The organism is Maricaulis sp. ABE4_448 (genome assembly GCF_056160825.1).
Map to the genome: position 1 here is coordinate 1,092,127 of NZ_JBSWXX010000001.1, position 26,247 is coordinate 1,118,373.

General features: G+C 65.3%; 32 protein-coding genes and 1 other RNA gene. 22 read left to right on the forward strand and 11 right to left on the reverse strand.

Annotated elements, in window-relative coordinates:
• Positions 1-37: 37 nt before the first annotated feature.
• Both ACXAJV_RS05265 and ACXAJV_RS05270 read right to left on the reverse strand, forming a co-directional pair.
• Positions 38-547 carry a hypothetical protein gene (locus tag ACXAJV_RS05265; RefSeq protein ID WP_475082724.1) on the reverse strand — a complete coding sequence of 170 codons (510 nt, stop codon included), beginning with the start codon at positions 545-547 and terminating at the stop codon, positions 38-40.
• A gap of 86 nt (positions 548-633) precedes the next feature.
• Positions 634-2,265, reverse strand: a complete 1,632-nt coding sequence (locus ACXAJV_RS05270; protein ID WP_475082726.1) for a chloride channel protein — start codon at positions 2,263-2,265, stop codon at positions 634-636.
• Positions 2,266-2,381: 116 nt separating this feature from the next.
• Between ACXAJV_RS05270 and ACXAJV_RS05275 the strand changes: the two genes are divergently transcribed.
• The 3 genes from ACXAJV_RS05275 (at position 2,382) to ACXAJV_RS05285 (ending at position 3,791) form a co-directional block, all read left to right on the forward strand.
• Positions 2,382-2,696 (forward strand): ArsR/SmtB family transcription factor, encoded by a 315-nt coding sequence (locus tag ACXAJV_RS05275; protein WP_475082729.1) that lies wholly within the window; start codon positions 2,382-2,384, stop codon positions 2,694-2,696.
• Positions 2,689-3,126, forward strand: coding sequence for an SRPBCC family protein (locus ACXAJV_RS05280; RefSeq protein WP_475082731.1), 438 nt, complete (start codon positions 2,689-2,691; stop codon positions 3,124-3,126). Before ACXAJV_RS05275 ends, ACXAJV_RS05280 begins: the two co-directional genes overlap by 8 nt.
• A gap of 62 nt (positions 3,127-3,188) precedes the next feature.
• Entirely contained in the window at positions 3,189-3,791 is a 603-nt protein-coding gene (locus ACXAJV_RS05285; protein ID WP_475082732.1) for a hypothetical protein, read from the forward strand.
• 6 nt (positions 3,792-3,797) lie between these two features.
• On the opposite strand, the gene ACXAJV_RS05290 is transcribed toward ACXAJV_RS05285, so the two are convergent.
• Positions 3,798-4,811, reverse strand: coding sequence for a ribbon-helix-helix domain-containing protein (locus ACXAJV_RS05290; RefSeq protein ID WP_475082735.1), 1,014 nt, complete (start codon positions 4,809-4,811; stop codon positions 3,798-3,800).
• Between the two features lie 105 nt (positions 4,812-4,916).
• Between ACXAJV_RS05290 and ACXAJV_RS05295 the strand changes: the two genes are divergently transcribed.
• Entirely contained in the window at positions 4,917-5,585 is a 669-nt protein-coding gene (locus ACXAJV_RS05295; RefSeq protein ID WP_475082737.1) for a DNA-3-methyladenine glycosylase I, read from the forward strand.
• Between the two features lie 99 nt (positions 5,586-5,684).
• Positions 5,685-5,990: a hypothetical protein gene (locus ACXAJV_RS05300; protein WP_475082739.1), complete on the forward strand. Its 306-nt coding sequence runs from the start codon at positions 5,685-5,687 to the stop codon at positions 5,988-5,990.
• Between the two features lie 177 nt (positions 5,991-6,167).
• On the opposite strand, the gene ACXAJV_RS05305 is transcribed toward ACXAJV_RS05300, so the two are convergent.
• Positions 6,168-6,365: a DUF4169 family protein gene (locus ACXAJV_RS05305; protein ID WP_475082741.1), complete on the reverse strand. Its 198-nt coding sequence runs from the start codon at positions 6,363-6,365 to the stop codon at positions 6,168-6,170.
• Positions 6,366-6,382: 17 nt separating this feature from the next.
• A complete protein-coding gene (gene fumC / locus ACXAJV_RS05310) occupies positions 6,383-7,777 on the reverse strand; it encodes a class II fumarate hydratase (protein WP_475082743.1) in 1,395 nt (464 codons plus the stop codon).
• Between the two features lie 172 nt (positions 7,778-7,949).
• On the opposite strand from fumC, the gene ACXAJV_RS05315 reads away from it, so the two are divergent.
• On the forward strand, positions 7,950-8,288 hold the full coding sequence (locus tag ACXAJV_RS05315; protein ID WP_475082745.1) for a RusA family crossover junction endodeoxyribonuclease: 339 nt from the start codon (positions 7,950-7,952) through the stop codon (positions 8,286-8,288).
• Here ACXAJV_RS05315 and ACXAJV_RS05320 read toward each other — a convergent pair.
• From ACXAJV_RS05320 to ssrA, 4 genes are all read right to left on the reverse strand, one after another.
• Complete coding sequence (locus tag ACXAJV_RS05320) at positions 8,285-9,484, reverse strand: MFS transporter (protein WP_475082748.1); 1,200 nt, start codon at positions 9,482-9,484, stop codon at positions 8,285-8,287. The genes ACXAJV_RS05315 and ACXAJV_RS05320 overlap by 4 nt on opposite strands.
• A gap of 4 nt (positions 9,485-9,488) precedes the next feature.
• Positions 9,489-9,974 (reverse strand): PaaI family thioesterase, encoded by a 486-nt coding sequence (locus tag ACXAJV_RS05325; RefSeq protein ID WP_475082750.1) that lies wholly within the window; start codon positions 9,972-9,974, stop codon positions 9,489-9,491.
• Positions 9,974-10,471: an SspB family protein gene (locus ACXAJV_RS05330; RefSeq protein ID WP_475082752.1), complete on the reverse strand. Its 498-nt coding sequence runs from the start codon at positions 10,469-10,471 to the stop codon at positions 9,974-9,976. Before ACXAJV_RS05330 ends, ACXAJV_RS05325 begins: the two co-directional genes overlap by 1 nt.
• Before the next feature lie 155 nt (positions 10,472-10,626).
• Positions 10,627-11,003, reverse strand: a transfer-messenger RNA (tmRNA) gene (gene ssrA, locus ACXAJV_RS05335).
• A 113-nt stretch (positions 11,004-11,116) separates the two neighbouring features.
• Between ssrA and ggt the strand changes: the two genes are divergently transcribed.
• Positions 11,117-12,853, forward strand: a complete 1,737-nt coding sequence (gene ggt / locus ACXAJV_RS05340) for a gamma-glutamyltransferase (RefSeq protein WP_475083292.1) — start codon at positions 11,117-11,119, stop codon at positions 12,851-12,853.
• A gap of 54 nt (positions 12,854-12,907) precedes the next feature.
• On the opposite strand, the gene ACXAJV_RS05345 is transcribed toward ggt, so the two are convergent.
• Together ACXAJV_RS05345 and ACXAJV_RS05350 are read right to left on the reverse strand one after the other, a co-directional pair.
• The gene (locus ACXAJV_RS05345) at positions 12,908-13,276 is read right to left on the reverse strand and encodes a VOC family protein (RefSeq protein WP_475082755.1); all 369 of its coding nucleotides are present in this window, start codon (positions 13,274-13,276) and stop codon (positions 12,908-12,910) included.
• 161 nt (positions 13,277-13,437) lie between these two features.
• Positions 13,438-13,878 (reverse strand): helix-turn-helix domain-containing protein, encoded by a 441-nt coding sequence (locus ACXAJV_RS05350; RefSeq protein ID WP_475082756.1) that lies wholly within the window; start codon positions 13,876-13,878, stop codon positions 13,438-13,440.
• Between the two features lie 287 nt (positions 13,879-14,165).
• On the opposite strand from ACXAJV_RS05350, the gene ACXAJV_RS05355 reads away from it, so the two are divergent.
• From ACXAJV_RS05355 to mreD, 15 genes are all read left to right on the forward strand, one after another.
• Entirely contained in the window at positions 14,166-15,032 is an 867-nt protein-coding gene (locus tag ACXAJV_RS05355; RefSeq protein WP_475082758.1) for a thymidylate synthase, read from the forward strand.
• A gap of 8 nt (positions 15,033-15,040) precedes the next feature.
• On the forward strand, positions 15,041-15,361 hold the full coding sequence (locus ACXAJV_RS05360) for a phosphoribosyl-ATP pyrophosphohydrolase (protein ID WP_475082761.1): 321 nt from the start codon (positions 15,041-15,043) through the stop codon (positions 15,359-15,361).
• The gene (locus ACXAJV_RS05365) at positions 15,325-15,882 is read left to right on the forward strand and encodes a dihydrofolate reductase (RefSeq protein WP_475082764.1); all 558 of its coding nucleotides are present in this window, start codon (positions 15,325-15,327) and stop codon (positions 15,880-15,882) included. The genes ACXAJV_RS05360 and ACXAJV_RS05365 overlap by 37 nt, the downstream gene beginning before the upstream one ends.
• Positions 15,883-15,995: 113 nt before the next feature.
• Positions 15,996-17,153 (forward strand): FtsH protease activity modulator HflK, encoded by a 1,158-nt coding sequence (gene hflK, locus ACXAJV_RS05370; protein ID WP_475082767.1) that lies wholly within the window; start codon positions 15,996-15,998, stop codon positions 17,151-17,153.
• Positions 17,150-18,028 carry a protease modulator HflC gene (hflC, locus tag ACXAJV_RS05375; RefSeq protein WP_475082769.1) on the forward strand — a complete coding sequence of 293 codons (879 nt, stop codon included), beginning with the start codon at positions 17,150-17,152 and terminating at the stop codon, positions 18,026-18,028. Before hflK ends, hflC begins: the two co-directional genes overlap by 4 nt.
• Positions 18,028-18,216 carry a DUF2065 domain-containing protein gene (locus ACXAJV_RS05380; RefSeq protein ID WP_475082771.1) on the forward strand — a complete coding sequence of 63 codons (189 nt, stop codon included), beginning with the start codon at positions 18,028-18,030 and terminating at the stop codon, positions 18,214-18,216. Before hflC ends, ACXAJV_RS05380 begins: the two co-directional genes overlap by 1 nt.
• Positions 18,217-18,324: 108 nt before the next feature.
• Complete coding sequence (locus tag ACXAJV_RS05385) at positions 18,325-19,716, forward strand: Do family serine endopeptidase (RefSeq protein WP_475082774.1); 1,392 nt, start codon at positions 18,325-18,327, stop codon at positions 19,714-19,716.
• Entirely contained in the window at positions 19,713-20,648 is a 936-nt protein-coding gene (gene miaA / locus ACXAJV_RS05390; RefSeq protein WP_475082777.1) for a tRNA (adenosine(37)-N6)-dimethylallyltransferase MiaA, read from the forward strand. Before ACXAJV_RS05385 ends, miaA begins: the two co-directional genes overlap by 4 nt.
• Before the next feature lies 1 nt (position 20,649).
• Positions 20,650-21,159: a YybH family protein gene (locus tag ACXAJV_RS05395; protein WP_475082780.1), complete on the forward strand. Its 510-nt coding sequence runs from the start codon at positions 20,650-20,652 to the stop codon at positions 21,157-21,159.
• Entirely contained in the window at positions 21,152-22,144 is a 993-nt protein-coding gene (gene ilvC, locus ACXAJV_RS05400) for a ketol-acid reductoisomerase (protein WP_475082783.1), read from the forward strand. Before ACXAJV_RS05395 ends, ilvC begins: the two co-directional genes overlap by 8 nt.
• A 62-nt stretch (positions 22,145-22,206) precedes the next feature.
• On the forward strand, positions 22,207-22,731 hold the full coding sequence (locus ACXAJV_RS05405; RefSeq protein ID WP_475082786.1) for a hypothetical protein: 525 nt from the start codon (positions 22,207-22,209) through the stop codon (positions 22,729-22,731).
• A 60-nt stretch (positions 22,732-22,791) separates the two neighbouring features.
• The gene (locus tag ACXAJV_RS05410; protein ID WP_475082789.1) at positions 22,792-23,526 is read left to right on the forward strand and encodes a TVP38/TMEM64 family protein; all 735 of its coding nucleotides are present in this window, start codon (positions 22,792-22,794) and stop codon (positions 23,524-23,526) included.
• Positions 23,527-23,652: 126 nt separating this feature from the next.
• Entirely contained in the window at positions 23,653-24,693 is a 1,041-nt protein-coding gene (locus ACXAJV_RS05415) for a rod shape-determining protein (protein WP_291889023.1), read from the forward strand.
• 36 nt (positions 24,694-24,729) lie between these two features.
• The gene (gene mreC / locus ACXAJV_RS05420) at positions 24,730-25,728 is read left to right on the forward strand and encodes a rod shape-determining protein MreC (protein ID WP_475082792.1); all 999 of its coding nucleotides are present in this window, start codon (positions 24,730-24,732) and stop codon (positions 25,726-25,728) included.
• The gene (gene mreD, locus ACXAJV_RS05425) at positions 25,725-26,246 is read left to right on the forward strand and encodes a rod shape-determining protein MreD (RefSeq protein ID WP_475082795.1); all 522 of its coding nucleotides are present in this window, start codon (positions 25,725-25,727) and stop codon (positions 26,244-26,246) included. The genes mreC and mreD overlap by 4 nt, the downstream gene beginning before the upstream one ends.
• The last annotated feature ends 1 nt before the right edge of the window (position 26,247 follow it).

Below are 26,247 nucleotides of genomic sequence, written 5' to 3' on the forward strand. Positions count from 1 at the left end.
GGGCGTCAATATTATATGAGATGGCGAGTTTTGCGGTTCAGCCGAACAGGGCGTCGATGTCGGCCTGGGCGGTCTCGTCGGCGAAGTCGTCCTCGCCTTCCTCGCGGCCATGGATCGTGCCGGAGGCTGCTGCGATCAGCGGTTTGATCTCTTCGGTCGCTAGGGATGCGACGGCCCGGCAGGTCGCATCGTCGGTGCCGCTGCGCAACCGGTCCTGGGCCTCGATCACGGCATTGTCGATCTGCAGGATCAGCGTTTCCAGATGTGCGCGCACGGCTCGCGGTGCCGCAGCATAGGCGAGGATGGCCAGATCCTTGTCCTTGAAGGCGGACTGGCGGAAATGGCCGCAATAATCCAGCGGCTGCCAGTCCAGCACATCGCCGGCGCAATCGGGCATGTCCGGCAGCATTTCCATCAGCATAACCACCTCGTTGAAGTGGTTGAGATAGTCCGTGGCCAGACCGGTGACGGGATTGATATTGGCGGCGGCAAGCGCATCCGCACTCAGCACGCCCGCGCCGAGGGCTGTGCCGTCCTGCGTTGTCATATGCAGCCCGCCCAGTGTCATTTTGCCACCATAGCGGGACATCCTTTCCAGAGCGCTAACCGGTTCGCGCGACAGGCGAAACTGTCTTAACGGTGTTCTTCCTCGCTGATTTCGGCGAGCCGGCGGGCATAGGCGGCCTGGGCGTCGGCCTTGGCGATCCAGCCGATGACGGCCTGTTCGCCCGTGCGTTGGCGCACAGCAGCACCGTCGACCTGTTCGGCATCCAGCACGCCCAATGCCCGGCCCAGCGTGTCATCCTCGAAAACGCAGGTCTTGTCGGGGATTTCCGACTTGCCCCAATCGTCCAGCGGTACCAGCACGTCACGCACACGGATCGTCTGCAGCACCAGCCGGCTCGATCCACCGGAGAGGTCATAACCCTTGCGCTGGACCTGCAGCTGGAACAGCGAGCCGCCCAGCGCCGATTGTGACAGCACGGTCGCCAGTGACACGGCCAGCAGTACCGCGACCGAAGCCTCGTAGCTCGTGGTCAGCTCGAACACGATCAGCGTGGTCGAGAGCGGCGCGCCCAGTACGGCGCCGGAGACTGCGCCCATGCCGATCACGGCAAAGAATCCCGGTCCGGCCGTATGTTCGCCCAGAACGGCGCTGAGTGCGATACCGAAGGCGGCGCCCAGCATGGCACCCAGATACATGGAAGGCGAGAATACGCCGCCGGCAAAGCGGAAGCCGAGCGAGAGCACGGTCGCCACCGTTTTCAGCACGATGAAGAGGATAAGCTGCTGGAAGGCGTATTCGCCGCGCAGGGCATTGGAGGTGGCTTCATAGCCCACGCCGAGGATTTCCGGGGCGATGAGAGCGATGAGGCCGATCAGCAGGCCGCCGGGGATGGGCAGTAGCCAGACTGGCAGATGCATGCGCTCCATCCACTGGCCCAGCCTGGCCGGCAGGAAGATGACACCCCGATTGAACACGATGGCGAGGCCGGCCGCGGCAAAGCCGAGGGCGGCGGCCGCCGGGAAGTCCCACACGCTGGCCGCGGCCATTTCCGGCAGGCCGAAGACCGGGTCCTGTCCGAAATGATGGCGCACGATCAGCGCCCCAACGATGGAGGAGGAGGCGACCGGCGCGATGGTGCGCAGGGCGTAGTGACCCAGCACGACCTCGAAGGCGAAGAGGGCACCGGCAACCGGCGCGTTGAAACTGGCCGAGACGGCTGCTGCGGCGCCGCAGGCGAGCAGGATGCGGCTGCCGCGCGCGGGCATATTCAGCCATTTGCCGAATTGCGAGGCGAGGGTGGCGCCCAGATGCACGGCCGGGCCTTCGCGGCCCGCACTGGCGCCGCCGCCCAGCGAGATCGCCGACATGACAGCGGAATAGAGCCCCGATTTCAGATCCATCCGGCCGGCCTTCACGGCGCGCGCTTCCAGAACATCGGCGACGCCGGTGCCGCGCGTGTCCGGCGACAGGTTCCAGCGCCGGCCCAGCCACAGCATGCCGGCGATGATGAAGCCGGCGGCCAGCGGGATCAGGACAATGCGCCAGGCCGGCAGGTGCGACGCGGCCGAGGCGAGGTGGATTTCGGTGACGCCGAAGGCGCCGCGCTCGACGGCGGAAATCCCCAGGCGCAGGGCGAGGGTGGCATAGCCGGCCACAAGCCCGACACCAATGCCCAGCACCCACAACGCCGGGCCCCGGCCATCGCGGAAGGCCTTGGCGATCTGTCCCAGCCAGGATTGCCCATCTGAATCGCTCACATCTCCGGTTTCACTGCGGAATGCGTCAAGCGTCAAGCCGAACCACGGTGGCGCTTGACATGAAACCAATCGGTTCCATATAAAAGAAACCAGATGGTTTCATATGGAGGCCCCGCATGGACAGACCGGATATCTTCAGGGCAATCGCCGACCCGACACGGCGGGAAATTCTCGCGCTTCTCTCCGAGGGCGCGATGAGCGTCGGGGATGTGGCGGAGCGGTTCGACATGACCCGCCCCGCTGTCGCCAAGCATCTCAAAGTGCTCAGCGATGGCGGGCTGATCAGCGTCGAGGCGCGCGGCCGCGAGCGGTTCAACCGGCTCAACGCCGCGCCCCTGCAGCAGGTCGCCGACTGGGTTTCCCGCTTTGACGCCTTCTGGGACGACAAGCTGAGCAAACTGAAAGAAGAAGTGGAGAAAGAGCATGGCTGAGGCCAAGATCGAGAAGTCGCTATTCCTCAAGGCGCCGCGTGAGCGGGTCTGGGAATTCCTCACAGACAGTGCTTGCCTGGGGCGCTGGTTCCACCCGTCGGATCGCCCGCTGGACACGCCCGGACCCTACCGGCTCGTCAAGAGCACCGAGGAACCCGATGCCTGTGTCTGCTGGGGCGAGGTCATCGAGGCCGAGGCACCGTCCCGGCTGGTCTACACTTTCACCCACAAATGGCTGGGCGAGCATGTCACGCGGGTGGAGTGGACGCTGAGCGAGGTTGCCTCGGGCACGCTGGTCAAGCTGGTCCATGACGGTTTCCAGGGCGCGCCCGTCGATGTCTTCGAACAGCTGTGCGGCCACGATGCGGGCTGGGACGAGCATTTCGTCAAGCTGCGGGCTCGTGTCGCCGAGCCGGCCATGGCCGACTAGACGGTCCGCTTGCCTCTCCCTGCAGGCACGCTAGGCTGCGGCGTCTGCAGGGGGAGAGCGGAATGTCCATACGGATCATGATTGGGGCCGCGCTGGCGGTCTCGCTGGCCGGCGTTGCCGCGGCCCAGTCAATCGACAGCACCTATACGCGCATCGACGAGACCTGCTCCGAGCGGCAATTGGCTGACCAACCCGGTGTCGAGATCCGGTGCACGGGTCATGATGGCTGGTTGTTCCAGATCGCGGCTGGCGAGCACGGGGCGGCCATCGCCTACGCCCGCGCCGGCGGGACGATCTCTGACTTCATCGCACCGCCCATGCGCGGCCTGTTCGGCGGTTTCAACGATGTCGTCGAATGGCGGCTGCGCGATGGCGCGGCCTTCGCCACCATCCACCGTTACATCCATTACAATCCGCCGGAAATGCTGGAAGTGTCCGGCGGGCTGGAAGAGCCCAACACGCTGATCGTCACCACGCTCGACCCGCGCGGTACGCACACGGCCTGCGCCATTGCGCATGTCGATGCCTCGGCCCTGCGCAATGCCAATCTCGTCGCGCGCGAGGCGGCCGATCGCCTGGCGCCGGGCTGGGACTGCGGACATCCGCCGGTCCTGTTCGACGATACCAATCCGGACGTGGGAGCCTGGCTGGCGCGCAGCCACTAAACCTCGCTAACGCCCGGTACGCAGGCGTTCGAGCACCCAGACCCGCATGGACGAGGCCAGCGGATCCTCGCCGCGTGCCTCGTCGATCTCGGCGACAAGCCCGGCAAGCGAGCGCCCGTCCTCGGCTATGGCCCGGTCGATCTCGTCCCAGAACTCCGGTTCGAGCGACAGGCTGGTGCGGTGACCGGCGAGGGACAGCGAGCGTTTGACGAGCGGCATGTCCGGTTTGTCGCCCGGCGCGTGCGCGCTGGCAAGCGCCGGGCGCCTCAGAAGCACCGTCCAGACCGACGGTCCGGCGATCCCGTCGGCCGCCAGTCCGGTCTGCGTCTGGAGACGGCGTAGCGCGCGTTCCGTCGCGGGACCGAAATCGCCATCGATCCGCACATCGCATTCCGCCCGACGCAGCGCGTATTGCAGGCTGGCGACCGCCGGGCCCCGCGCCCCGCGCTGTAGTACGGGATGCGGTGCCGGGCTCCAGTCGAGACTGCGGTCCATCGCGGCCCGCACGCGGATCAGCCGCTGGCGGCGGTCAGCTAGACCGTTGAGCCCGCCATTGACGGCAAAGGTGATGGCGACGAGATCGTCGCGATCGGCATGGACGTTCAGTTGCCGGTCCTGCCAGTAGGCGCAGGCCGTGCGCACCGCGACATCGGGGTCGGCAGCGCGCCGGGGTTCAGCCTCCAGATCGATACCCAGGCGGCGGCCGAACCGGCGGTAATTGGCGCGGCCGGTCAGCTGGATCAGGCCGCGGCCCTTATAGCGCACCCCGTCGCCGGGCCGGGTATTGCCCAGATCGGTCCGGCCCTCATAGCCGCGTCCGCTGGCATATTCGGTCAGGGTGGCGAAGCCGTCGCTCTCATGGGCGATCTGGGCGAGGAAGTGGGCCTGCCGCAGGGGCGTGTCGATTGCGACGGCGGCGAGCGCGCCGGGCAGGTGCGGCCGGATGGCGGCGATGATGGTGGCGCTCTGCGGGCGCGCTGACGCCACGGCGTCAAGGGCGGCGCGGCTGAGGTCTGGCATGTCTGTCTCCCGTTTCCATCCAGCCTAGGCCGGGCCAGGAGGGGCGGGGACAAGTTGCGCGCGGCGAAAATGGCGCCATATCTCAATGACCAGCGGAGGCAAGGCATGAAAAACTTCAGCGAGATCGAGGCGATGGCCCGGATGCACCATCCCGATCTGGACGCGCGCCTGGCGGCTCACGGCCACCCTCTCACGGCGCAGGAAATCGCGGATACCCCGGATGATCGCTGGCTTTCCTCAATGACGCGCTGCGTCTTCCAGGCCGGTTTCGTGTGGAAGGTGATCGAGGCGAAATGGCCCGGTTTCGAGGCGGCCTTTGACGGGTTCGACCCGGTGAAGGTCAGCTTCTATTCCGACGATGATGTGGACCGGCTCGCCTCGGACGAGCGTATCGTGCGCAATGGCCAGAAGATTCTCGCCACGGTCCATAATGCCGGCTTTGTCGCCGATATCTCGAAGGAACATGGCGGGTTCGGCCGCTTCATGGCCAACTGGCCGGCCCGCGACCAGCCCGGCCTGCTGGACGTTCTAAAGAAGCGCGGCTCACGCCTGTCGGGCATGACGGCCCAGTATTTCCTGCGCTTTTCTGGTTGGGACGCCTGGATCCTGTCGAAGGATGTCGGCGCGGCGCTGGTAAGGGAGGGCGTGGTCGACAAGGCGCCGACCTCGAAAGCGGGCATCGCGAAGGCGCAGGCGGCGATCGCCGCCTGGTCGGAGGAGAGCGGCAGGTGCCAGAGCGAGATCAGCCGCATTCTCGCGCTCTCGACCGGTTGAAAACCTGCGCAGCAGCGTTAATTCCCTGATTACAGGATCGGGCATATCTGGCAGGGTCAGTTTGGAGGCGTGACGCTACGCCTTGCAGGAGAAGCCGGAATGAAGCGCTGGCACAAGCCGGTCGCCCTGTCGCGTTTCAATACGGAGATGGTCCCCGATGTGCCGGGCGTCTACGTGCTGCTGCGCGACGAGCGGGACATTTCCTCGGTGCTGAAGATCGGACCGGCCCGCTCGCTCCGGCGCGCCTTCGCCCGCGAGCTCGAACCCACCGCCGAGCGACAGCCCGCCATCCCCACGGCGATGATGTTCCTGGAATCCCGCGCCGACGCGGAAGAGGCCCAGCGCCTGATCAACGAATACCGCCGCAAGCACGGCCGCGTACCGGTGCTCAACTCACCGTTCTGAGGGTTTCCTCCCCACGATGTGGGGAGGTGGATTGCCTCAAAGCGGCAAGACGGTGGGGCGCCGCGTAGCGGCGTTGTCTATACGCTACACGTCACCGGCTCCCGGCGCTCCGCGCCGGCCCCTTCGACCCGATGCTGCGCATCGGCCCACTTCCCCACTTGGGTGGGGAAGAAAGCGCTACTCCCTGTCAGGCTTGTCCGTCTCGTCCCGCTTGTGCCCGTCCAGGGTCTTCACCGCCATCTCCGCCCGCGCCTTGGCCAGGTCCGAGACCGCTTTTGGCGTGCCGTGCTTCACACGGTTTGCCTCGGCGGCCGCGGCCTTGTCCTCGCGCTGCTTGCGCTTGCGATACTGACGGAGATTGACGGGCTTGGTCATGGCGGGTGCCCTTTAGCCTAGTCCTTCGGCCCCAGCATGTTTTCCGGGCGCACGATGGCGTCGAACTGTTCCTCCGTCACGAAGCCCAGCTTCACGGCTTCCTCGCGCAGCGTGGTGCCGTTCTTGTGGGCGGTCTTGGCGACGATCGTGGCGTTGTCATAACCGATGGTCGAGTTGAGCGCGGTGACCAGCATCAGCGAGCGCTCCATCAGCGCCCGGATATTGTCCTCGCGGGCCTGGATGCCGACAACGCACTTGTCGGTGAAGGTGTTGGCGGCGTCGGCCAGGAGGCGGATCGACTGCAGCACATTGTAGATAATGACCGGCTTGAACACGTTCAGCTCGAAATGGCCTTGGCTGCCGGCGAAGCTGACCGTCGTGTTATTGCCCATCACCTGGGCGCAGACCATGGTCATCGCCTCGCACTGGGTCGGGTTCACCTTGCCCGGCATGATCGACGAGCCCGGCTCGTTCTCCGGCAGGGCGATCTCGCCCAGGCCCGAGCGCGGGCCGGAGCCCAGGAAGCGGATATCGTTCGCGATCTTGAACAGCGAGACGGCGACCGAGTTGAGCGCGCCGTGAGCCTCGACCAGCGCGTCCTTGGTCGCCAGGGCCTCGAACTTGTTCGGTGCGGTGACGAATTTCAGCTTGGTGAAGGCCGCGACCTCGTCGGCGAAGGCTTCGGCGAAACCGGTCTTGGTGTTGAGGCCGGTACCGACGGCCGTGCCGCCCTGGGCAAGCTCGAGCAGGGCCGGTAGCGTGGCTTCCACGCGGCGGATCGAATTTTTCACCATCGCGACATAGCCGGAGAATTCCTGGCCCAGGGTCAGCGGCGTGGCGTCCTGGGTGTGGGTACGGCCGATCTTGATGATGTCCTTGAAGGCATTCGACTTGTCGTTGAGTGCGTTGTGCAGCGTCTGCAGGGCAGGCACGAGGCTGTGCACCATCTCCTCGGCGGCAGCGATATGCATGGCCGTCGGGAAGGTGTCGTTCGAGCTCTGAGAGCGGTTCACGTGATCGTTCGGGTGGATCGGATCCTTCGAGCCGACCGTGCCGCCCAGGATCTGGATGGCGCGGTTCGAGACGACCTCATTCGTATTCATGTTCGACTGGGTGCCCGAGCCGGTCTGCCAGACAGACAAGGGGAAATGGTCGTCCAGCTTGCCTTCGGCGACTTCCAGCGCAGCCTGGGCAATGGCGTCTGCGAATTCCGGCTCGATATTGTCCAGGCGCTTGTTGGCCAGGGCCGCCGAGCGCTTGACGATGCCCAGCGCGCGGATGAGCGGTTTGGGCATGGTTTCCGTGCCGATCGGGAAGTTGATCAGCGAACGCGCAGTCTGAGCGCCGAAAAGTTTTTCGGACGGAACTTCCAGGGGGCCGAAGCTGTCGGTCTCGGTACGCATCTCGCTCATCAGGGGAGGCTCCTTGCAGGCCGCGTTGTGCGGGAGGAATATGGCTGTGATCGGTGGGAACGTGTATCACCGGCAGATGAACGATCAAGATAGCGATGCGCAAGGCCGCAGATCGGGTGCCCGTGGGGGGCAGGCGCAAAACTGGGTCGGTAGAGGGAAGGTTCAGGCCTTGATGTCTGGCGACGAGCTCAATTTGCGCGTGGACGCACTGACCACGCAGTCGCGGCGTTTCAAGGCGCTGATCGGGGAGTTCTTCCGCCTCGAATTCAAGCGCGCACGCCCGAAATGGGGGGCCTACGAGGTCGAGATCGAGATCCAGCGTACGCCGGACAGCCCGACCCATGATGTCGACAATGTCGCCAAGGCCGTGCTGGACGCACTGACCGGCGTGGTCTTTCACGATGACAGCCAGGTCGAGCGCCTCCTGGTCACCAAGACCGAAGGCGAACGCCCGCGCATCTGCGTCACGGCGCGGCCGATGAAGGATGTGAAAGTGCTGGAAGAGGCCTAGCGGCGTCCGCCAGCCAGACGCGCCGCTTCGGGCCGTGCGCGCAGGCGGGCCATCGCGATCACGCCCAGGAACGGACCGATCGCAAGCGGGGCAAACCCCCATTTCCATCCCGCAAAGCCGATCCATATCGGCAGGACTTGCACGACGACGGCGGTGAGGGCGAAGCCGAGCGCGGTCTGCAAGGTCAGCAATGTACCGGTGAGTTCGGGCGGCGAGAGTGCGGCCACCGCTGCCGAGAATTGTGCGCTGTCCGCGATCACCGCCATTCCCCAAACCAGAAGCAGGGTCACCATCACGATTGCCGGGGCTTCAAATGCCAGTCCGGCCAGAATGGCGCAGCTGCCAGAGATGGCCATGGCGCCGATGGTGATGGCGGTGCGCCCGACACGGTCTGCCAGATGTCCGGCAATCAGGCTGGCCGGCGCGCCGATCGCGATAACGGCGAATGCGGTCATGGCCGCGGCCTGTCCGCCCGCTTCGTGCATCGACCAGTAAGCCAATGCGAACGGTCCGATCCACGCCCACATGGCGTAGAGCTCCCACATGTGCCCCAGATAGCCCAGGTTCGCCATACGCAGCGCCGGATCCCTGAATGCCAGAAGAAGGGCGCCGGGCCGGAAAGGAGGTGCAGGGCGCAGGCCGGGCCCGTCACCGGCGCCGAGGATCAGGGCCGCCGCGCCCAGAGCGGCAACAGCTGAAATCGCAAACGGAGCCTGCCAGATGATGCCCGGGCCGTCGGCACTGAAAACAAAGGGGAGCGCCGAGCCCAGCGTGAGTGCTCCGACCAGCAGGCCGACCAGAAACCCGGTGTCGCCGCGCGCCCAGCTGGTCGCGAGTTTCATGCCCACCGGATAGACTAGGGCCAGCGCAGCGCCCGCACAAAAGCGTGTTGCAATCATCGCGAGGCCGCCGGGCGGGCAGGCGAGGGCCAGAATGTTGGCGAGCGCAGCGATAATCGCTCCGGCGCAGAAGACCCGTCTGGCATTGAAGCGGTCGGGCAGGCCCAGAACCGCGCTGGCAAGGGCGCCCAGCACGAAGCCTGCCTGCACGGCGCTGGTCAGCGCGGCCTGGCGCAGCGGCGGCAGGTCGCCGGCGGCAATCAGACCGGGCAGTGACGCTGCGCCTGAGAACCAGACCGACAGGGCCAGGACCTGTGCCAGAACGATGAGCAGGAGTGACCGGCCGCGCGCAGCCACAATGCTAGCCGGCCGCCTTGACGCGCCGGACCTGGCAGGTGGCGCTGGAGCGGGCGGCGATTTCGCCGGACGGTGTCCAGATCGTGCCTTCCATGAAGGCGACCCGGCCGCCGATCTTCGTGGCGACGCCGCGCGCCCGGCAGGGCTCGACCGGCAGGGGCGCAAAGAAGCTGGTCTTGATCTCCAGCGTCGGCACGCCGCACATGAAACGCTCCGACACCAGCACAGCCAGCGACATCACCTCGTCGAGCATGGCCGTAACGATACCGCCCTGCACTGAATTGCGTAGATTGGCGAGCTGTTGCGTGGGGTGGAAGTCCGCCTCCAGCCAGCGTTCCTCGATCGAGAAATCGGCCAGCTGGAAACCCAGAAGTTTGGAGGCGTAGGGATGGTTGGCGCGCTGGCCGAGATAGGTGCGGATCTCGTCCGCGCTCATGGGCTCGCGCGGCGTTCCGGCCAAATCCGGGGCGACCAGGTCCGAGCCCGACATCACTTCTTGCGGAAGCTGTCCAGCGAAACGACTTCGGCGCCGTCGCCGCCTGCCGGCTTCTTCCCGCCTTTGCCGGCCTTGCTTCCGGTGGCCGCCACGGGCTTTTCGGCCGGGGCGACCTCGGTCTCGTCCTCGGCCGGGTCCTGCTCGAACTGGAGGTGGAAGCCGACGCTCGGGTCGTGGAAACGGGAAATCGCCGAATAGGGCATTTTCAGGTATTTCGGTACGCCGGAGAATTTCAGCGTCACCTCGAAACCCGTCTCCGTGACGTCGAGGTCCCAGAACTGGTGTTCCAGCACGATCGTCATCTCTTCGGGGTATTTTTCCAGCAGGGTCGGATCGATATCCACACCCGGTGCCTGGGTGCGGAAAGTGATGTAGAAATGATGCTGTCCGGGCAGCCCGCCGGGGCCGGCCGCTTTCAGCAGAGCCTGACGGACCACGCCGCGAAGCGCGTCCTGCGCCATCAAGTCATAGCGCATCAGGTCCTTGGCCATGTCGATCTCCCCCGATCTCCCTGTCGAAAAAAGGGTACCCCAAGCCCGGGGCAGGTCAACGGATATCAACGGCTAGACTGCAGATGGGGCCGCGGCGTGGTGAAGGATGGCCTAACCGGCTTGCGGGCGCCGTGTGTGAAGTCTGTATGAGGATAAGTGGAGGCTTCTGTTGCCAGGCGCCTCCGAGCCCCGCCTGAACCGGCTAAAGGGTCCAGGAGTTTAGTGCGAGATTACCCGCGCTGCATTACGCAGCGAGAGCGACCTCTTCAGCAAAGTTGTCGTTGGCAACTTTCATAAGCGAGCCTGTAACGGGCCTCACCCGGGCGAAAGCAATCCCCTTTACCCGTCCGTCGATCCTGTTTCGGCCCCATGCCAGACCGCCCACTTGCTGAAGGTGGTGCGGGATAAGGTTATGGTGGAGCCGCCGGGTACTGCCCCCGGGTCCGGTCCGGTTATTACGAGCGCGTTTATCGCCATAGCTGGCAAGCCAGCACTCATGAATATAAGGGAAAATGCGGCGAATTGAAGGGGGCGATGCGGTTGGCCAACCCCGCTGCATCGACCCATCGCGTCTTGGCAGACCGCGCAGGACGCGCTTTGATGCCCGGCATGATGACCCGTTTTCTTTGTGCTCTCCTCGCCACCATGATGTTTCCCGCCTTCGATGCTGCTTACGCACAGCCGCCAACCCATTACCCCGGCGACCGGGTCTCCGGCGGGCATTTCGCCAGCAGGTCGCCGGTCATCGCGCAGCACGGCGTTGCGGCAACGGCCCACCCGCTCGCCTCGCAGGTCGCGATCGACATCCTGAAATCCGGCGGCAATGCGGTGGATGCGGCGATCGCCGCGAATGCCGCGATCGGGCTGATGGAACCGACCGGCAACGGTATCGGTGGTGACCTCTTCGTCATCCTCTGGGATCCCGAAACCCGTCAGGTCTACGGTCTCAACGGCGCCGGACGCTCGCCGCAGGGGCTGAGCTATGAGGACATGCTGGCGCAAAGCGAGGCCTGGGGCGGTATCCCGCCGGGGGGCGCGCTGCCGGTTTCCGTACCCGGTACGGTGGATGGCTGGTTCACGCTGCACGAGCGCTTCGGCCGGCTGCCGATGGATGAGATCCTCGCGCCCGCGATCGACTATGCCGAGACCGGTTTCCCGCTCACCGAGACCATCGCCTTCTACTGGCAGATGAATTTCGAGCGTTTCCAGCCCGCCGTCGATGCCGGCATGATCGAGGAGTTCGACAATGCGCGCGCAACCTATCTGACCGCCGATGGCGATGCGCCGCGCGAGGGCGAGATTTTCCGCAATCCCGACCTGGCCGGGACCTACCGCCTGCTGGCTGAAGGCGGCCGCGACGCGTTTTACGAGGGCGAGATCGCTCGCACGATCGACGCCTATATGCAGCGGATCGGCGGCCCCCTGCGTTACGAGGATCTCGCCGCACACCGGTCGGAATGGGTCGATCCGGTCTCGGTGAACTATCGCGGTTATGACGTGTGGGAGCTGCCGCCCCAGGGCCAGGGCATCGCCGCACTGCAGATGCTGCAGATCCTGGAAGGCTATGACCTCGCATCCATGGGCTTCATGAGCGCGGACGCGCTGCATGTCATGGTGGAAGCCAAGCGTCTCGCCTTCGAGGACCGTGCCCGCTACTACGCCGACCCGGATTTCCATGAGGCGCCGGTCGAGGCGCTGGTCTCCGATGCCTATGCCGAGGAACGCCGCGCGTTGATTTCCATGCAGGAGGCGATGGAGCGCGTCGGTCCGGGCGATCCGCAAATCCTGGAAGAAGGCGATACGACCTATCTCACCGTGGCGGATGCCGATGGCATGATGGTGTCGCTGATCCAGTCCAATTATCGCGGCATGGGCTCCGGCCTGGTGCCGGACGGTCTCGGCTTCATGCTGCAGAACCGGGGCCAGCTCTTCTCGCTGGAGCCGGGGCATCCGAATGTCTACGCACCGGCCAAGCGTCCCTTCCATACGATCATTCCCGCCATGGTGACCCAGGGCGAGAATGCCGTGCTCAGCTTCGGCCTGATGGGCGGGGCGATGCAGCCGCAGGGCCATGTGCATGTGCTGGTGAACATGATCGATTTCGGGCTCAACGTGCAGGAAGCGGGCGATGCGGCGCGCTGGCGTCATGACGGATCGACGGAACCGACCGACGGGATCGGCGAAGCCGGCACGGTCGGTGTGCTGCATCTGGAAAACGGGGTGCCGGACGACGTCCGGGCCGAGCTGGAAGCCCGGGGCCATGTGCTCGGCGAAAGCGATGCTGGCTTCGGCGGCTACCAGGCCATCTGGCGCGATCCGGAGACCGGCGTTTATCACGCGGCCTCGGAAATGCGGAAGGATGGCGCCGCCATCGGATACTGACGGCCGACAAGGCCGGGTCCAGGGCGCTGTGCGCCCTGGACCCGGCCCTCGGGCCTACATGCAGAACACGTTCAGCTTGTTGCCGTCCGGGTCACGGAAATAGCCGGCATAAAAACCGCTCTCGCCGCGCGGACCGGCCGGGCCTTCGTCCTGGGCACCCAGTTCCATTGCCAGCTTGTAGACCTTGTCGACGTGCGCACGGTCCTTGGCCTGGAAAGCGGCCATGACACCATTGCCGACCGTGGCCGCCTTGCCGTCGAAAGGCTTGCTCAGCGCGATGCCGCAGCCGCCATCGGCCGTGCCCCAGGCAATGAATGTGTCCTCTTCCATGAAACGGCCTGCGCCGAATTCGGCGCAGAGCTTGTCATAGAAGGCGGCGGCGCGGGGCAGGTCATTCGTCCCCAGGGTTACGTAGCCAAGCATGTTGATCGTCCTCCATTGCGGGAATGTTCCCCGATTGTTCCGTTCAGTAGGCTATCGCAACCCGGTGCGGTGGCAAGCCGGAAACGGCCCGCAGCGGGATCATTCCTGCCACAACGCTGTCGGCAGGTTGCCATGGTTGACGGCGTCAAAGCGGGCGAGGTCTAGCGTTGCTGATGCCGTGCGACGATTTCGACGATCGCCAGGGCGACACCATGCCCGGCCAGGCCAACCGTCCACCAGATCGTGGCCCATTTCATCACGAATGCGCCGACGCCCAGGCTTATCCCGGCGAATACGACCATGCCGCAGACATAGCTGGCGAGGTGGATCAGGAAGGAGAGGCGCAGGTCGGCTGCGACTTTCCGGTTCTTGATCTGCACAATTCCGGCCGCTTCGGCCTCCGGATCGATGCACAGGGCAAGTGCCTCGACCTGGAAGGCTGCGGCGAGGGCGGTGAGGGAGTCGCGCGACGCCTGTTCGCCATTCTCGATCCGCTGCACGGTGCGAAGTCCGATGCCGGCCAGTTCTGCCAGATGTTCCTGCGACCAGTGCCGCTCCTCGCGCCAGCGCTTGATCTTCGCTGCGTCTGCCTTGAATGCCATCTCGTTCTCCTGGAAGTTTGTTGTAATCGGATGCGCGGGATTGACCAGACCTGCGGCGAGTGCGCCACGCCTGCCTTGCGTCACGAACCCGCCAAGTGCCCGCCACAGGCCCGCCAGTTGCGTGCTCGAAAGTGTTTCGGGTCAGCAGGCACCGAAGCGGCCGGAAGTCTTGAGGCTTGGCCGGTTATCCCCGGCGCAGCGCTGCAGGCAGGCTCCCGGCTGCGTCTCGAGCGGTTAGACTTGCGAGGATCGAATCAGTCGAGTTGCGCGGATCGCAGGAGGAATTCATGGCGGACCTGGCCTTTGCGGATAGCCGGCCGGAAGCGGCAGGCGCGGGCGGCCTTCCTGGCTCGGCAGTTGAGCGCGCCTATCTCGATCTCCTGCGCGATATCCGCGAGACCGGCGCCGAACAGCACGACCGCACCGGTGTCGGTACGCGGGCCGTTTTCGGCCGGCAATTGCGCTGCGACCTGTCGGAAGGCTTTCCGCTGCTGACGACCAAGAAAGTGCATTTCAAGTCGATCGCGATCGAACTGCTCTGGTTCCTGCGCGGCGAGACGAATGTGCGCTGGCTGCAGGAACGCGGTGTGACGATCTGGGATGAGTGGGCCGACGAGAACGGCGATCTCGGTCCGGTCTACGGCAAGCAGTGGCGGCGCTGGGAAGGGCCTGACGGCACCGAGATCGACCAGTTGTCCAATATTCTCGAGCAGATCCGCAACAATCCGTCCTCGCGGCGGCTGATCGTGTCGGGCTGGAATCCGGCGGATGTGCCGAACATGGCGCTGCCGCCCTGCCACACGCTCTACCAGTTCAATGTCGCCAACGGAAAACTCTCCTGCCAGCTCTATCAGCGCTCGGCCGACATGTTCCTGGGTGTGCCGTTCAACATCGCCTCCTATGCGCTGCTGACGGCGATGGTGGCCCAGGTGTGCGGGCTGGAACCGGGGGAATACATCCACACATTCGGTGACGCCCACATCTATTCCAACCATATGGACCAGGTGGAAGAGCAGCTCTCGCGTACGCCGCGCGCCCTGCCGCGCCTGTCGCTCAATCCGGACGCGAAGGACCTGTTCGCCTTCGAATACGAGGACATCACCCTGCAGGGCTATGACCCGCACCCGCGCATCTCTGCGCCGGTCGCGGTCTAGGGGGCGGCATGTCAGGACCTCTCACCGATCTGGGTGCGCAGATCGCGCAGGTCTCCGATATCTATGCCGGCCATTACGGCATCGACCGGTCGGGCGACTGGTATCTGCTCAAGCTGCAGGAAGAGATGGGCGAACTGACCCAGGCCTATCTCGATGCAACCGGCCGGTCGCGCCGCCCGGCCGACGATGAGGCCCGCGCGGCACTGCGCCGGGAAATGGCCGATGCGCTGGGCATGCTGCTCCTGCTGGCGCGCTCCGAAGGCGTCGACCTGGACGCGGCTGTGCAGGAAAAATGGCTCAGCTGGCTGGACAAGCCGGTATCGATATGACCGGCATCATCGTTCCGAAAATCTGCCTGGTCGCGGCGCGCGGCCGCAATGGTGTGATCGGTGCCGATGGCGATCTGCCCTGGCGTCTGTCGTCCGACATGAAACTGTTCCGCGACACGACGCGCGGCAAGCCGGTGATCATGGGGCGCAAGACCTGGGAGAGTCTGCCGCGACGGCCGCTGCCGGGCCGGCTCAATATCGTCATCACCCGCCAGTCCGGCTATCAGGCTGACGGCGCGACGGTCGCCGGCAATCTCGGCGATGCGCTGGCTGCGGCCTTTGCCCGGGCCAATGCGGACAGGGTTGAGGAGGTCTGTGTCATCGGCGGCGCGCAGATCTATACGGCCGCGCTGGAACGGGCCGACCGGCTCTATCTGACCGATGTGGATGCCGCGCCGGACGGCGATACCCGTTTCCCCGATGTGGAAGAAACCGCCTGGACGGAAGTCCGCCGCGAGACCCATCCGGCCGGCGAAGGCGACGATCATGCCTTCGTCTTCCGGCGGCTCGACCGCATCTGATGCGCGCGAAAATGAGGGACGCTGCGTCTGCGTGTCCCGCTTGCCCGCTCTTGAACGCTGGCGCGCTTGCGTTCATGTAGGGCACAAGACTAGCAAGAGGATCGATCCAGCCCATGCCGTGGAACGACAATCAGGGTGGAGGCGGCGGAGGCCCTTGGGGCTCCGGCGGAGGAAATAACAACAACCAGAACCCGTGGGGCGGACGCCGTCCCCAAGGGGGAGGCGGTGGCGATGAAGGCCCCGATCTCGACGAGGTTGTTCGCGACATGCAGCGCAAGCTGCGCGGCCTGTTCGGCGGCGGCGGACGCGGCGGCAATGGCGGCGGCAAGAAGGGCAGTGGCGGAGCCAGCGCCTTCGGCTTCGGTTTCATCCTGCTGGTGATCGCCGGCGTCTGGTTCGTCATGCCGGGATCCGGCTGGTACCAGGTCGGCCCGAACGAGGCTGGCGTCGTGCTGCGCTTCGGCGAGTATTCCCGGACCTCCTCGCCGGGTTTCCACTTCAAGCTGCCCACGCCGATCGAGACGGTGACGCTGCCGGAAGTGACGACAACGAACACGATCACCATCGGCCAGGGCAATGAAGGCCAGATGCTCACCCGCGACGAGAATATCGTCGATATCGACTTTGCCGTGCAGTGGCGTGTCGATCTGAGCTATCCCGACGGTGTGCGCGACTACCTGTTCAATGTGCGCGATCCGGAAGCGACCGTCCGGGCCGTGGCGGAAAGCGCCATGCGCGAAGTCGTCGGTACGTCAGACCTGCAATTCATCATCACGGAAGGCCGTGCGGAAGTCTCCCGCCGGACCCGTGAACTGCTGCAGGAAACGCTGAACGAGTACAATGCCGGCATCGAGGTTCTGCAGGTCAACCTGCGCAACGCCCAGCCGCCCGAACGCGTCATCGACGCCTTCCGCGGTGTGGATGTCGCCCAGCAGGAAGCCGAACGCGCCCAGCTCAACGCGACCGCCCACGCCAACAGCGTGATCCCGGCGGCCCGCGGCCGTGCCGCCCAGGTGACCCAGCAGGCCCAGGCCTATCGGGACTCGGTGATCGCCGAAGCCCAGGGCCAGGCCGACCGCTTTGTGGCCATTTACGACCAGTATCGCCTGGCGCCGAATGTTACGCGCCGGCGCATGTATCTCGAGACAATCGAGGAAATCTTCCGCCGGTCGGACCTGATCGTGCTCGATGACCAGGCCGGGGCTGTGCCCTACCTGCCGCTCAACGAACTCGGCCAGAACCGCAATCGCACGCAAGGAGGCAATCAATGATCCGCACGTTCGGCATTATCATTCTTGCGGTTGCCGTCTTCATCGGCCTGCAGAGTGTCTACACGGTCTCGGAAACAGAGCAGGCCCTGATCCTGCGCCTCGGCGAGCCCGTCGATGCGGTTAACGAGGTCGGCGAGCCCGATCCGGGCCTGCATTTCAAGCCGCCCTTCATCATGGAAGTGCTCACCTTCGACAAGCGCAATATCGAGCTCGATCTTGATCCGGAAGAAATCCTGGCCTCGGACCAGGAACGCCTGATCGTCGACGCTTTCCTGCGTTATCGCATCACCGACCCGCTGCGCTTCTACCAGACCTTCCGCGACGAGCGGGGCGCCCGCGTTCGCCTGCAGCAGATCATGGATGACAGCCTGCGCGGCGTCATCGCGTCGATCCCGTCCTCCGAAGTTATCTCCGGCCAGCGTGCCGAGCTGATGGATCGGGTGCAGACTGCGGTGGAAGACCAGGTGCGTACCGGCAGCTTCGGCATCGAGGTGATCGACGTGCGTATCCTGCGCGCCGACCTGCCGCAACAGATCGCCGAGAACGTCTTCCAGCGGATGCGCTCGGAACGTGACCAGGAAGCGGCCCGCATCCGCGCCGAGGGCGAGCAGCGAGCCGCGGAAATCCGCGCCAACGCCGATCGCCAGGCGGCGATCATCGAGGCTGAGGCGCGCGCCGAATCCGAACGGATCCGCGGTGAGGGCGATGCCCGCCAGAACCAGATCTTCGCCGAGGCCTACAGCCGTGACGAGGAATTCTTCGCCTTCTATCGCTCGATGCTGGCCTACCAGCAGGCGATGGGCGACGGCACGCCGATCGTGATTCCGCCGGACAGCGAGTTCTTCAACTACTTCCGGTCGGAAACCGGCCAGTAGTGTGGACGGTCCTGTTCGCCGGGCTCGGGGTGGCGATCGCGCTTGAAGGCGCGGTCTACGCCCTGGCCCCCGGCGCTATGAAAGACGTGATCGCCAGAATTGGCGCGATGAGCCCGGACCAGCTTCGCCTGGCCGGGCTCACGGCTTTGTGTCTGGGCGTCGCCATCGTTGCGCTGGCGGTGCGCTGAGCGCCCCGCAAACCTTAAGCCTGCATCACTGCGGTTGCAGCGGGGTGCCGCGAAGCGGTATTCACCTTGTTCTGTATTCCGGTTCCCGAAATCGAACGGATAGTTGCGATGCCGCGTTTTCTTGTTGTCTTCCTGGTTCTCCTGGTCACTCCGGCGGTGTGGGCGCACCCGGCGCCTGACGGCTTTGCCGATCTGGCCGAGCGCCTGTCTCCGGCCGTGGTGAACATCTCGGCCGCCCAGCGGCTGGACAGTGGAGACGGCTTGCCGGAATTCCCCGAAGGCTCGCCGCTGGAGCGCTTCAACGACATTTTCGGCGACGCGCCGCGCATCGCGAATTCGCTCGGTTCCGGTTTCATCATCGACCCTGAAGGCCTGGTGGTGACAAATAATCACGTCATCGATGGTGCCGACGAGGTCGAGGTGGCCCTGCCCGACGGGCGTGTCTTTGCGGCCGAGGTGGTGGGGATCGATCCGGTCACCGACCTGGCTGTCCTGCGCATGGAGGTGAGCGAGGCGCTGCCCCACGTCGATTTCGGTGACAGTGATACGGCACGGGTTGGCGACTGGGTGATCGCGATCGGCAATCCCTTTGGTCTGGGCGGCACGCTGACGGCGGGTGTGGTCTCGGCGCGCGGCCGCGATGCCGGCGGTCAGTATGACGACTACATCCAGACCGATGTGGCCATTAATACGGGTAATTCCGGCGGGCCGCTGTTTGACATGGCGGGCAATGTTGTCGGTGTGAACACGCTGATCCTGTCGCCGACCGGCGCCAGCGTCGGCATCTCGCTGTCTATCCCGTCCAACCTGGCGCGCCGCGTGGTCGACCAGCTGATCGAGTTCGGCGAGACCCGCCGCGGCTGGCTGGGCGTGAGCGTGCATCGCGTCACTCCGGAACTGGCCGAGAGCTTTGGATTGGACACGCCTTATGGTGCCATCGTCTCGCGGATCGAGGACGACGGTCCGGGCGAAGCAGCCGGCCTGCGCCAAGGCGATCTGATCCTGAGCTTTGATGGTCAACGTGTCCGCGAGAGCCGCACCTTCCCCCGCATGGTCGCGGAAAGCGAGATCGGCCGCGAAGTCCAGATCGAGATTATCCGCCGCGATCGCCGCATGGCGCTCGACATCACGGTGGGCGAGCTTGAGCGCGAGGGTGATGAAGACGCGGCGTCTGGCAGCGGTTCCGCCGGCGGCGTGGTCGACCCCTCCCAGGGCAACGCGAATGAAGTTCTCGGTATGACGCTCGCTGCGCTGGACGCCCCCTCGCGCCGCCGCTACCGGGTCGATCCGGACGCCCAGGGCGTGCTGGTGACCGAGGTCGACGCGTCCAGCGACGCCGCGGGCAAGATCCGCCCCGGCGATGTGATCGAGGAAGTGGAATTCACCCGCGTTGCGACGATTGCCGATATCCGCGAGATCGTTTCGGGCCATTCCGGCGGTCCGATCCGCTTCCAGGTCAATCGTGGCGGCCAGTACGTGCTGCATTCCATCCGGCCGTGACGTCGCCGGCCACCCGGGCCCTGCTGATTGCGGGACCGACGGCGGCGGGCAAGACCGCCCTGGCGATTGCTGCGGCGGAAAGGCTGGACGGCGAGATCGTCAATGCGGATTCCATGCAGATCTATAACGGTCTGCACCTGATCACCGCCCGGCCTTCGCCCGAGGAAGCCGCGCGTATTCCCCATCATCTCTTCGGCGTGGCCGATCCCGGCGAGCGCTGGTCGGCGGGGCGCTGGGCCGAAGCCGCCCTGGCTGTTTGCGCGGATATCCGGGCCCGGGGACGCACGCCCATCCTGGCCGGCGGGACAGGTCTTTACTTTCACACACTGACGGTCGGCCTGGCGCCTGTTCCGGAGATCGGACCGGCGGCCAAGGCCAAGGCTGCGGCGCTGGTCGATGCAGGCGGTATGGAGGCATTGCGCAAAGAGGCGCGGCGTCTCGATGCCGTCGCCGAGGCGCGGATCGAGCAGGGCGACCGCCAGCGCCTGTTGCGCGTGGTGGAGGTCGGCTTTGAAACGGGCCGGGCTCTCTCCGACTTCCAGGCCGATACACAACCGCTCCTGCCGGCGGGCAGCTGGCGCGGGATCGTCATCGAACCGGACCGGGCCGCGCTCTACGACCGTATCGACAGGCGTTTCGACGGGATGATGCAGGCCGGTGCGCTGGCCGAGATCGAGGCCTTTGCGGCCCGCAATCTCGATCCGGACCTGCCCGCCATGAAGGCACTGGGTGTGCCGCCGCTGATCGCGCATCTGCGCGGCGAGCTCAATCTCGACACGGCGGTAGAGACCGCGAAGCGCGACAGCCGCCGCTATGCCAAACGTCAACTGACATGGTTCCGTAATCAAACGGCCAGCTGGCCGCGGATAGTCTCGCTCGATCCGGCAGCGGCGCGGGCCGAGCTGGCCGGCATTCTGGACGAGGGGGACTGACATGCATCCAGGTACCATGATCAACGCGCTGACGGCTTTGACCCTGACGGCGACACCGGTGGTCGCCCAGGAGACGGCCGTCGATGCCATCATGCAGGCCGATCGCGATTTTGCGGCGATGGCCGCCGAGACCGGGCCCGGTCCGGCGTTCGAGACCTTTATGGACGATGTCGACGGGCGGCTGATTCGTGGCACCGCGGATGCGTTGGTCGGTTCTGCAGAGATAAGCGGCTCGTTCGATGCCTGGCCGGAGGGCATCCTGCTGCACTGGGAGCCGCTTGAAGGCTTTGCCTCCGAGGGCGGTGATTTCGGTGTCACCTGGGGGCTGTGGTCGCTGCATCCTGATGGCGATCGCGCCAGCGCGCCAGCCGGACGTGGCACCTATGTTACCGTATGGCGGCAGGACGGGGCGGGGAATTGGCGCGGTTTGCTGGACATGGGGACGAATGATCCGTCCTATCGGCCCGAAGCACCGGAAGCCGATTCGCAAAGCGCCCCCGAGGATGACTGACCCGCTTTATACCAAAGACATCGATCTCGATCCGATCCGCACCTGCCGCCTGGCCATTCTGGGCTATGGGAATCATGGCCGCTCGCACGCGCTCTGCCTGCGCGACAGCGGTGTGCGGGATATCCGGATCGCGCTGCGGGATGGCTCGCTGTCACGCGACAAGGCCGAGGCGGACGGGTTCGATGTGATCGGCCTGGACGAGGCGGCGCGCTGGGCCGATGCCATCGCGCTGCTCGCCGCCGACGAGGCCCATCGCCAGATCTGGGATCGGCATATCGCTCCCAACCGCAAGCCGGGCCAGGCGCTGATCCTGTGCCACGGCTTCTCGATCCATTACGGGCTGATCGAGCCACCGGCCGATGCCGATATCATCCTGGCCGCGGCAAAAGGGCCGGGCGGGGCAGTGCGCCAGGAATTCGAGAAGGGCAAGGGGTTGATCGGCTTCTGGGCGGTGCACCAGGACGCATCCGGCCACGCCCGCGAGCTTGCCCTGGCCTATCTTGCCGGCATCGGATCCGGCGAGGTCGGCATTTTTCCGACGACATTCCGTGAGGAGACCGTCTCCGACCTGTTCGGTGAGCAGGTCGTGCTGGTGGGCGGCATGGTCGCGCTGGCCAGAGCCAGTTTCGACCGGCTGGTTGCTGCCGGCGTGTCGCCGCGCATGGCCTATATCGACTGCGTTCACGAGATCAAATATCTCGCCGACCTGATCCAGGCGCGCGGGATTGCCGGCATGTATGAGGCGATCTCCGACACGGCCGAATATGGCGCGCGCCAGATCGAGGATGCCATTGCTGGCCCGGAACTCCGGCGCACTTTCGACAGCGCCATGGCTGCGATCGAGGATGGCAGTTTTGCCAAGCGCTGGGTCGAGACCTACGAGGCGGGCAACGCCATGACAGCTGACCGCGCCCGGGATCGTGAACTGCCGGTCGAGGCCGCCGGTGCTGAGCTTCGCAGCCGCATCTACGGTGACGCGAAATAGCCAAGCCGGAAATGGGCCTGTATTAAGCGGCTATTGTTTATTTCTTACTGCGGGGGCAGGACATGTCATTCAATCCGGTCAAAGTCCGGCGATATGGTGAACCCAAGGAAGTGGTGGCGCGCGTCTTCGAGGAAGTGGGCGGCATCCCGAAGGTCATGGAACTGCTCGATCTGAGCCGCACGCGCGTCTATGCGCTGGCGGACCCGGATTCCAGCAATGAAATTTCCTACACCCGCATGGCCACGCTGACCGAAAACGGCGCAACGGCAGCGGCCCAGCACCTCGCAGCCCTGGCGGGCGGCATCTTCCTGCCGATCGAGAAGGCGGATGATGCCAACTGGCTGGCCCTGGCCGGCGATGCCAGCCGCTCCAATGCGCGCAATATCTCCGCATTGATGGAGTCGCTGAGCGAGACCGAGCGTTCGCCGGGTCGGGTTGATCAGGACGAGGCCCGCGACATTCTCAAGGTTCTCGACGAACAGCTCGCCGTGCTGGCCATCCAGCGCGCCAAGCTTGTCGCCATCGCGTCGGGCGAAACCGTCGACATGGACGCCGAAATGTCCGACGGTGAGGCGGGTTCCAACTGATTTGCGCACGGCCCGACCTGTGACTTCTCAGACGAACCGCGCCATACGGAACGGCCGAGCATGAACCGGATTTTCGACTTCATCCTACGCATGGATGCGCGTGCCGCGCGGGCCATCGGCGTGTCTGTGGCCCTGTTCATTGTCGTCGCCATTATCTTCCTGATCGGGCGTTTCGTGCTGGAGATCGAGCCGGGTGCTGCCGGCAGCTGGTTCGGTTCGCTGCAGGATCGCTGGTACGCACTGCCCGTCACGATCGGCGTCTTTATCGCCCTGTCTTTCCTGGGCGCACCGCAATTCGGACTGATGGCTGCGGCGATCGTCGCCTTCGGTCCGGTCACGGGGGCACTCTACGCTTGGATAGCGACCCTGACAGCAGCATCGGTGAATTTCTGGATGGGGCGCGTCTTCGGCGCGCGCATCCTCAAGCGGTATGGCGGCGACTGGGCCAACCGGATTTCAAGTTTCATCGGCCGCAATGGGCTGGTGGCATCCATGGTGGTGCGCTGGGTGCCCTCGGGGCCCTTCATCGTGGTGAATATGGGCTTCGGCATTGCCCGCACGCCCTATTGGGCCTTCCTTCTGGGCACCGCTCTGGGAACCGGTCCCAAAATCATCGTGGTTGGCCTTGCAGGGCAGGGGATTTTGGCCATGTTGAGCGAGGGACGAGTGCTCGTGGGACTGGCGCTGTTCGGCGCCGTCGGCGCCTGGTTCGGCATCATGCTGATGGCGCGCAAATGGCTGCGCCGGAACCGGCCCGAACTGGCTGCCGAGGCCGAGGCAGCGGCCCCCGAATAGCAGGCAGACCTGCCATGACATGTGCGCCCGCACCGTTGCGCCCCTTGCAATCTATCGCGGACCATCGCACAAGAAAAACAAGTTGCACCGCGGCTTTGCCGCCACACGTCTGAACGCGCCACGCTCATGCTCAACAGCCTTTTCGGTTTGCTCTCCGCGGATATCGCCATCGACCTGGGTACCGCGAACACGCTCGTCTACGTCAAGGGGCGCGGTGTCGTCCTGAACGAACCCTCCGTGGTTGCCTACAAGGTGGAGAAGGGGCGCAAGCACGTGCAGGCTGTCGGTGCCGAGGCCAAGCTGATGCTGGGCAAGACGCCGGGCAATGTCGAAGCGATCCGCCCGATGCGCGACGGCGTGATCGCCGACTTCGACGTGGCCGAGGAAATGATCAAGCATTTCATCCAGAAAGTGCACAATCGCCGTGCCATGGTGTCGCCGCAGGTCGTGATCTGTGTGCCGTCGGGCGCGACAGCGGTTGAACGCCGCGCCATCCATGAGAGTGCGCTGGGTGCCGGTGCCCGCAAGGTCTATCTGATCGACGAACCGATGGCGGCTGCCGTCGGGGCCGGCCTGCCGATCGACGAGCCGACCGGTTCGATGATCGTCGATATCGGTGGCGGCACGACGGAAGTGGCCGTGATGTCGTTGTCCGGCATCGTCTATTCGCGTTCGGTGCGGGTCGGCGGTGACAAGATGGATGAGGCGATCATCAACTATATCCGGCGCTCGGCGAACCTTCTGATCGGCGAGACCTCGGCCGAGCGGATCAAGAAGGAAATCGGTTCGGCCATGCCGCCGGTGAAGGGCGAGGGCCTGTCCCTGGACATCAAGGGCCGCGACCTGATGAATGGTGTGCCGCGCGAGATCGCCGTCACTGAAGCCATGATTGCCGACAGCCTGTCCGAGCCGGTCGAACAGATCGTCGAGGCGGTCAAGCAGGCCCTCGAGGCGACCCCGCCGGAGCTGGCGGCCGACATCGTCGACAAGGGGATCGTGCTGACCGGTGGCGGTGCCTTGCTGCGCAATCTCGACACCGAGCTGCGCGAGCGCACCGGCCTGCCGGTGAGCCTGGCCGACGAGGCCCTGTCCTGCGTCGTGCTCGGCTGCGGCAAGGCCGTCGAAGACTTGCGGATTTGGCGCCCCATTCTCTCCGAAGCCGTGTAACCTCCGCCCTTGCGGGTGGAGAAGGAGTGAGTCGCGGTGGCCACAAGGCGCTCGACACGACATGATGGCGAGCAGGGCGTCCGCTTCTCGCGGACCGTCTTCATTGCGCTTCTTGTTTTGTCCTGCGCGCTGATCGCTTTCGACCGCCCGCAATCGCGATCCGATACGTTCGCTCGTATCCGCGCCGGCTTCACCGACCTGACGGCGCCCGTTCTTGAACTGGTTGCCCAGCCGCTTCGTGCCATCAAGAATATCGGCCCCTATTTCCGCCGGCAGGGCGAACTTGCCCAGGAGAACGCCGATCTGCGGCAGCAATTGATCGAGGCGCGCTACTGGGAGGATCTCGCCTATCGCCAGCGCGACCGGATCGAGATCTATGAAGACGCCCTCAATGTCGACACGCCCGCAACCCAGGACCGGATCGGGGCCTGGACCGTGGCCGACCCGCGTGGCCCCTTCGTCCGCGCCCGTCTGATCGGCCGTGGCGCACAATCGGGCATTGAGGATGGTTATCCGGTCATCAATCTTTATGGCCTGGTCGGGCGGGTTTACGAGACGGGCCGCCATTCGGCGCGTGTGCTGCTGTTGACCGACCTCAACAGTCGCATCCCCGTGATGGCGGACCGCTCGAATGCGCGGGCTATTCTCGCCGGCGACAACTCGTCCTATCCGCGCCTGGAATATGTCGGCCGGGCGCCGGATATCCAGCCGGGCGACCGGATAGTGTCGTCGGGCGATGACGGCATCCTGCCGCGCGGCCTGCCGGTCGGCGAGGCAGTCGCGACGCGCGAAGGCGGATGGCGGGTCCGGCTGTATTCGGACCAGGCGCCGGTCGATTTTGTCTGGGTCTGGCCCTACCGCCGCGTGACACCGCCGGATGAGGAAGTCAGCACCGACGAAGCCGGGCTTTTGGACCCTGAAGAAGCCGGTCCGGCCACGGCGGCGCCTGTCGCTGAAACTGCCTTGCCCGGCACTGAAGGCACCGTCGGCGACACAGAAGAGGCTGCGGCCTTGGATCCGGAGGCACAGCCATGAGGAAGCCGGCGGACCGCAGCTCGATCTGGTTCTCTGTCGCACTTTGCGTTTTTACCGTCCTGCTGGCCCTGGTCACCCAGGCGGCACCGACACGCCTGATCGACGGAATATCGGTCATGCCGACCTGGCCGCTGATGGTGATTTTCCTGTGGTCGGGTCTGCGCCCGCACTTCATGCCGCCGATCGTGATCTTCGCCATTGGCTTGTCCCAGGATCTTCTCACCGGAGCGCCGATGGGGGTCTGGGCCCTGTCCTATCTGGTCGCGCTGGCGGTGTGCCGCTTTCGCGGCGAGGAAGGCATGCCACGCGATCTGCCGCCGGTCCTGCTGCGTTTCGGGGCAACGCTCCTGCTGGCCCATGGCATCGCCTTTGCCGCCGGAAGCTTTGCGCTGGAGCAAATGGCCGACCTGCAGCTCTTGATCATTGAACTGGCAGCCACGATGCTGATGTTCCCGCTACTGGCCTTCCTGGTGCTGCGAAATCGTCGCCCGGTCCGGTCCGGGTTCATCGGGGGCTGAT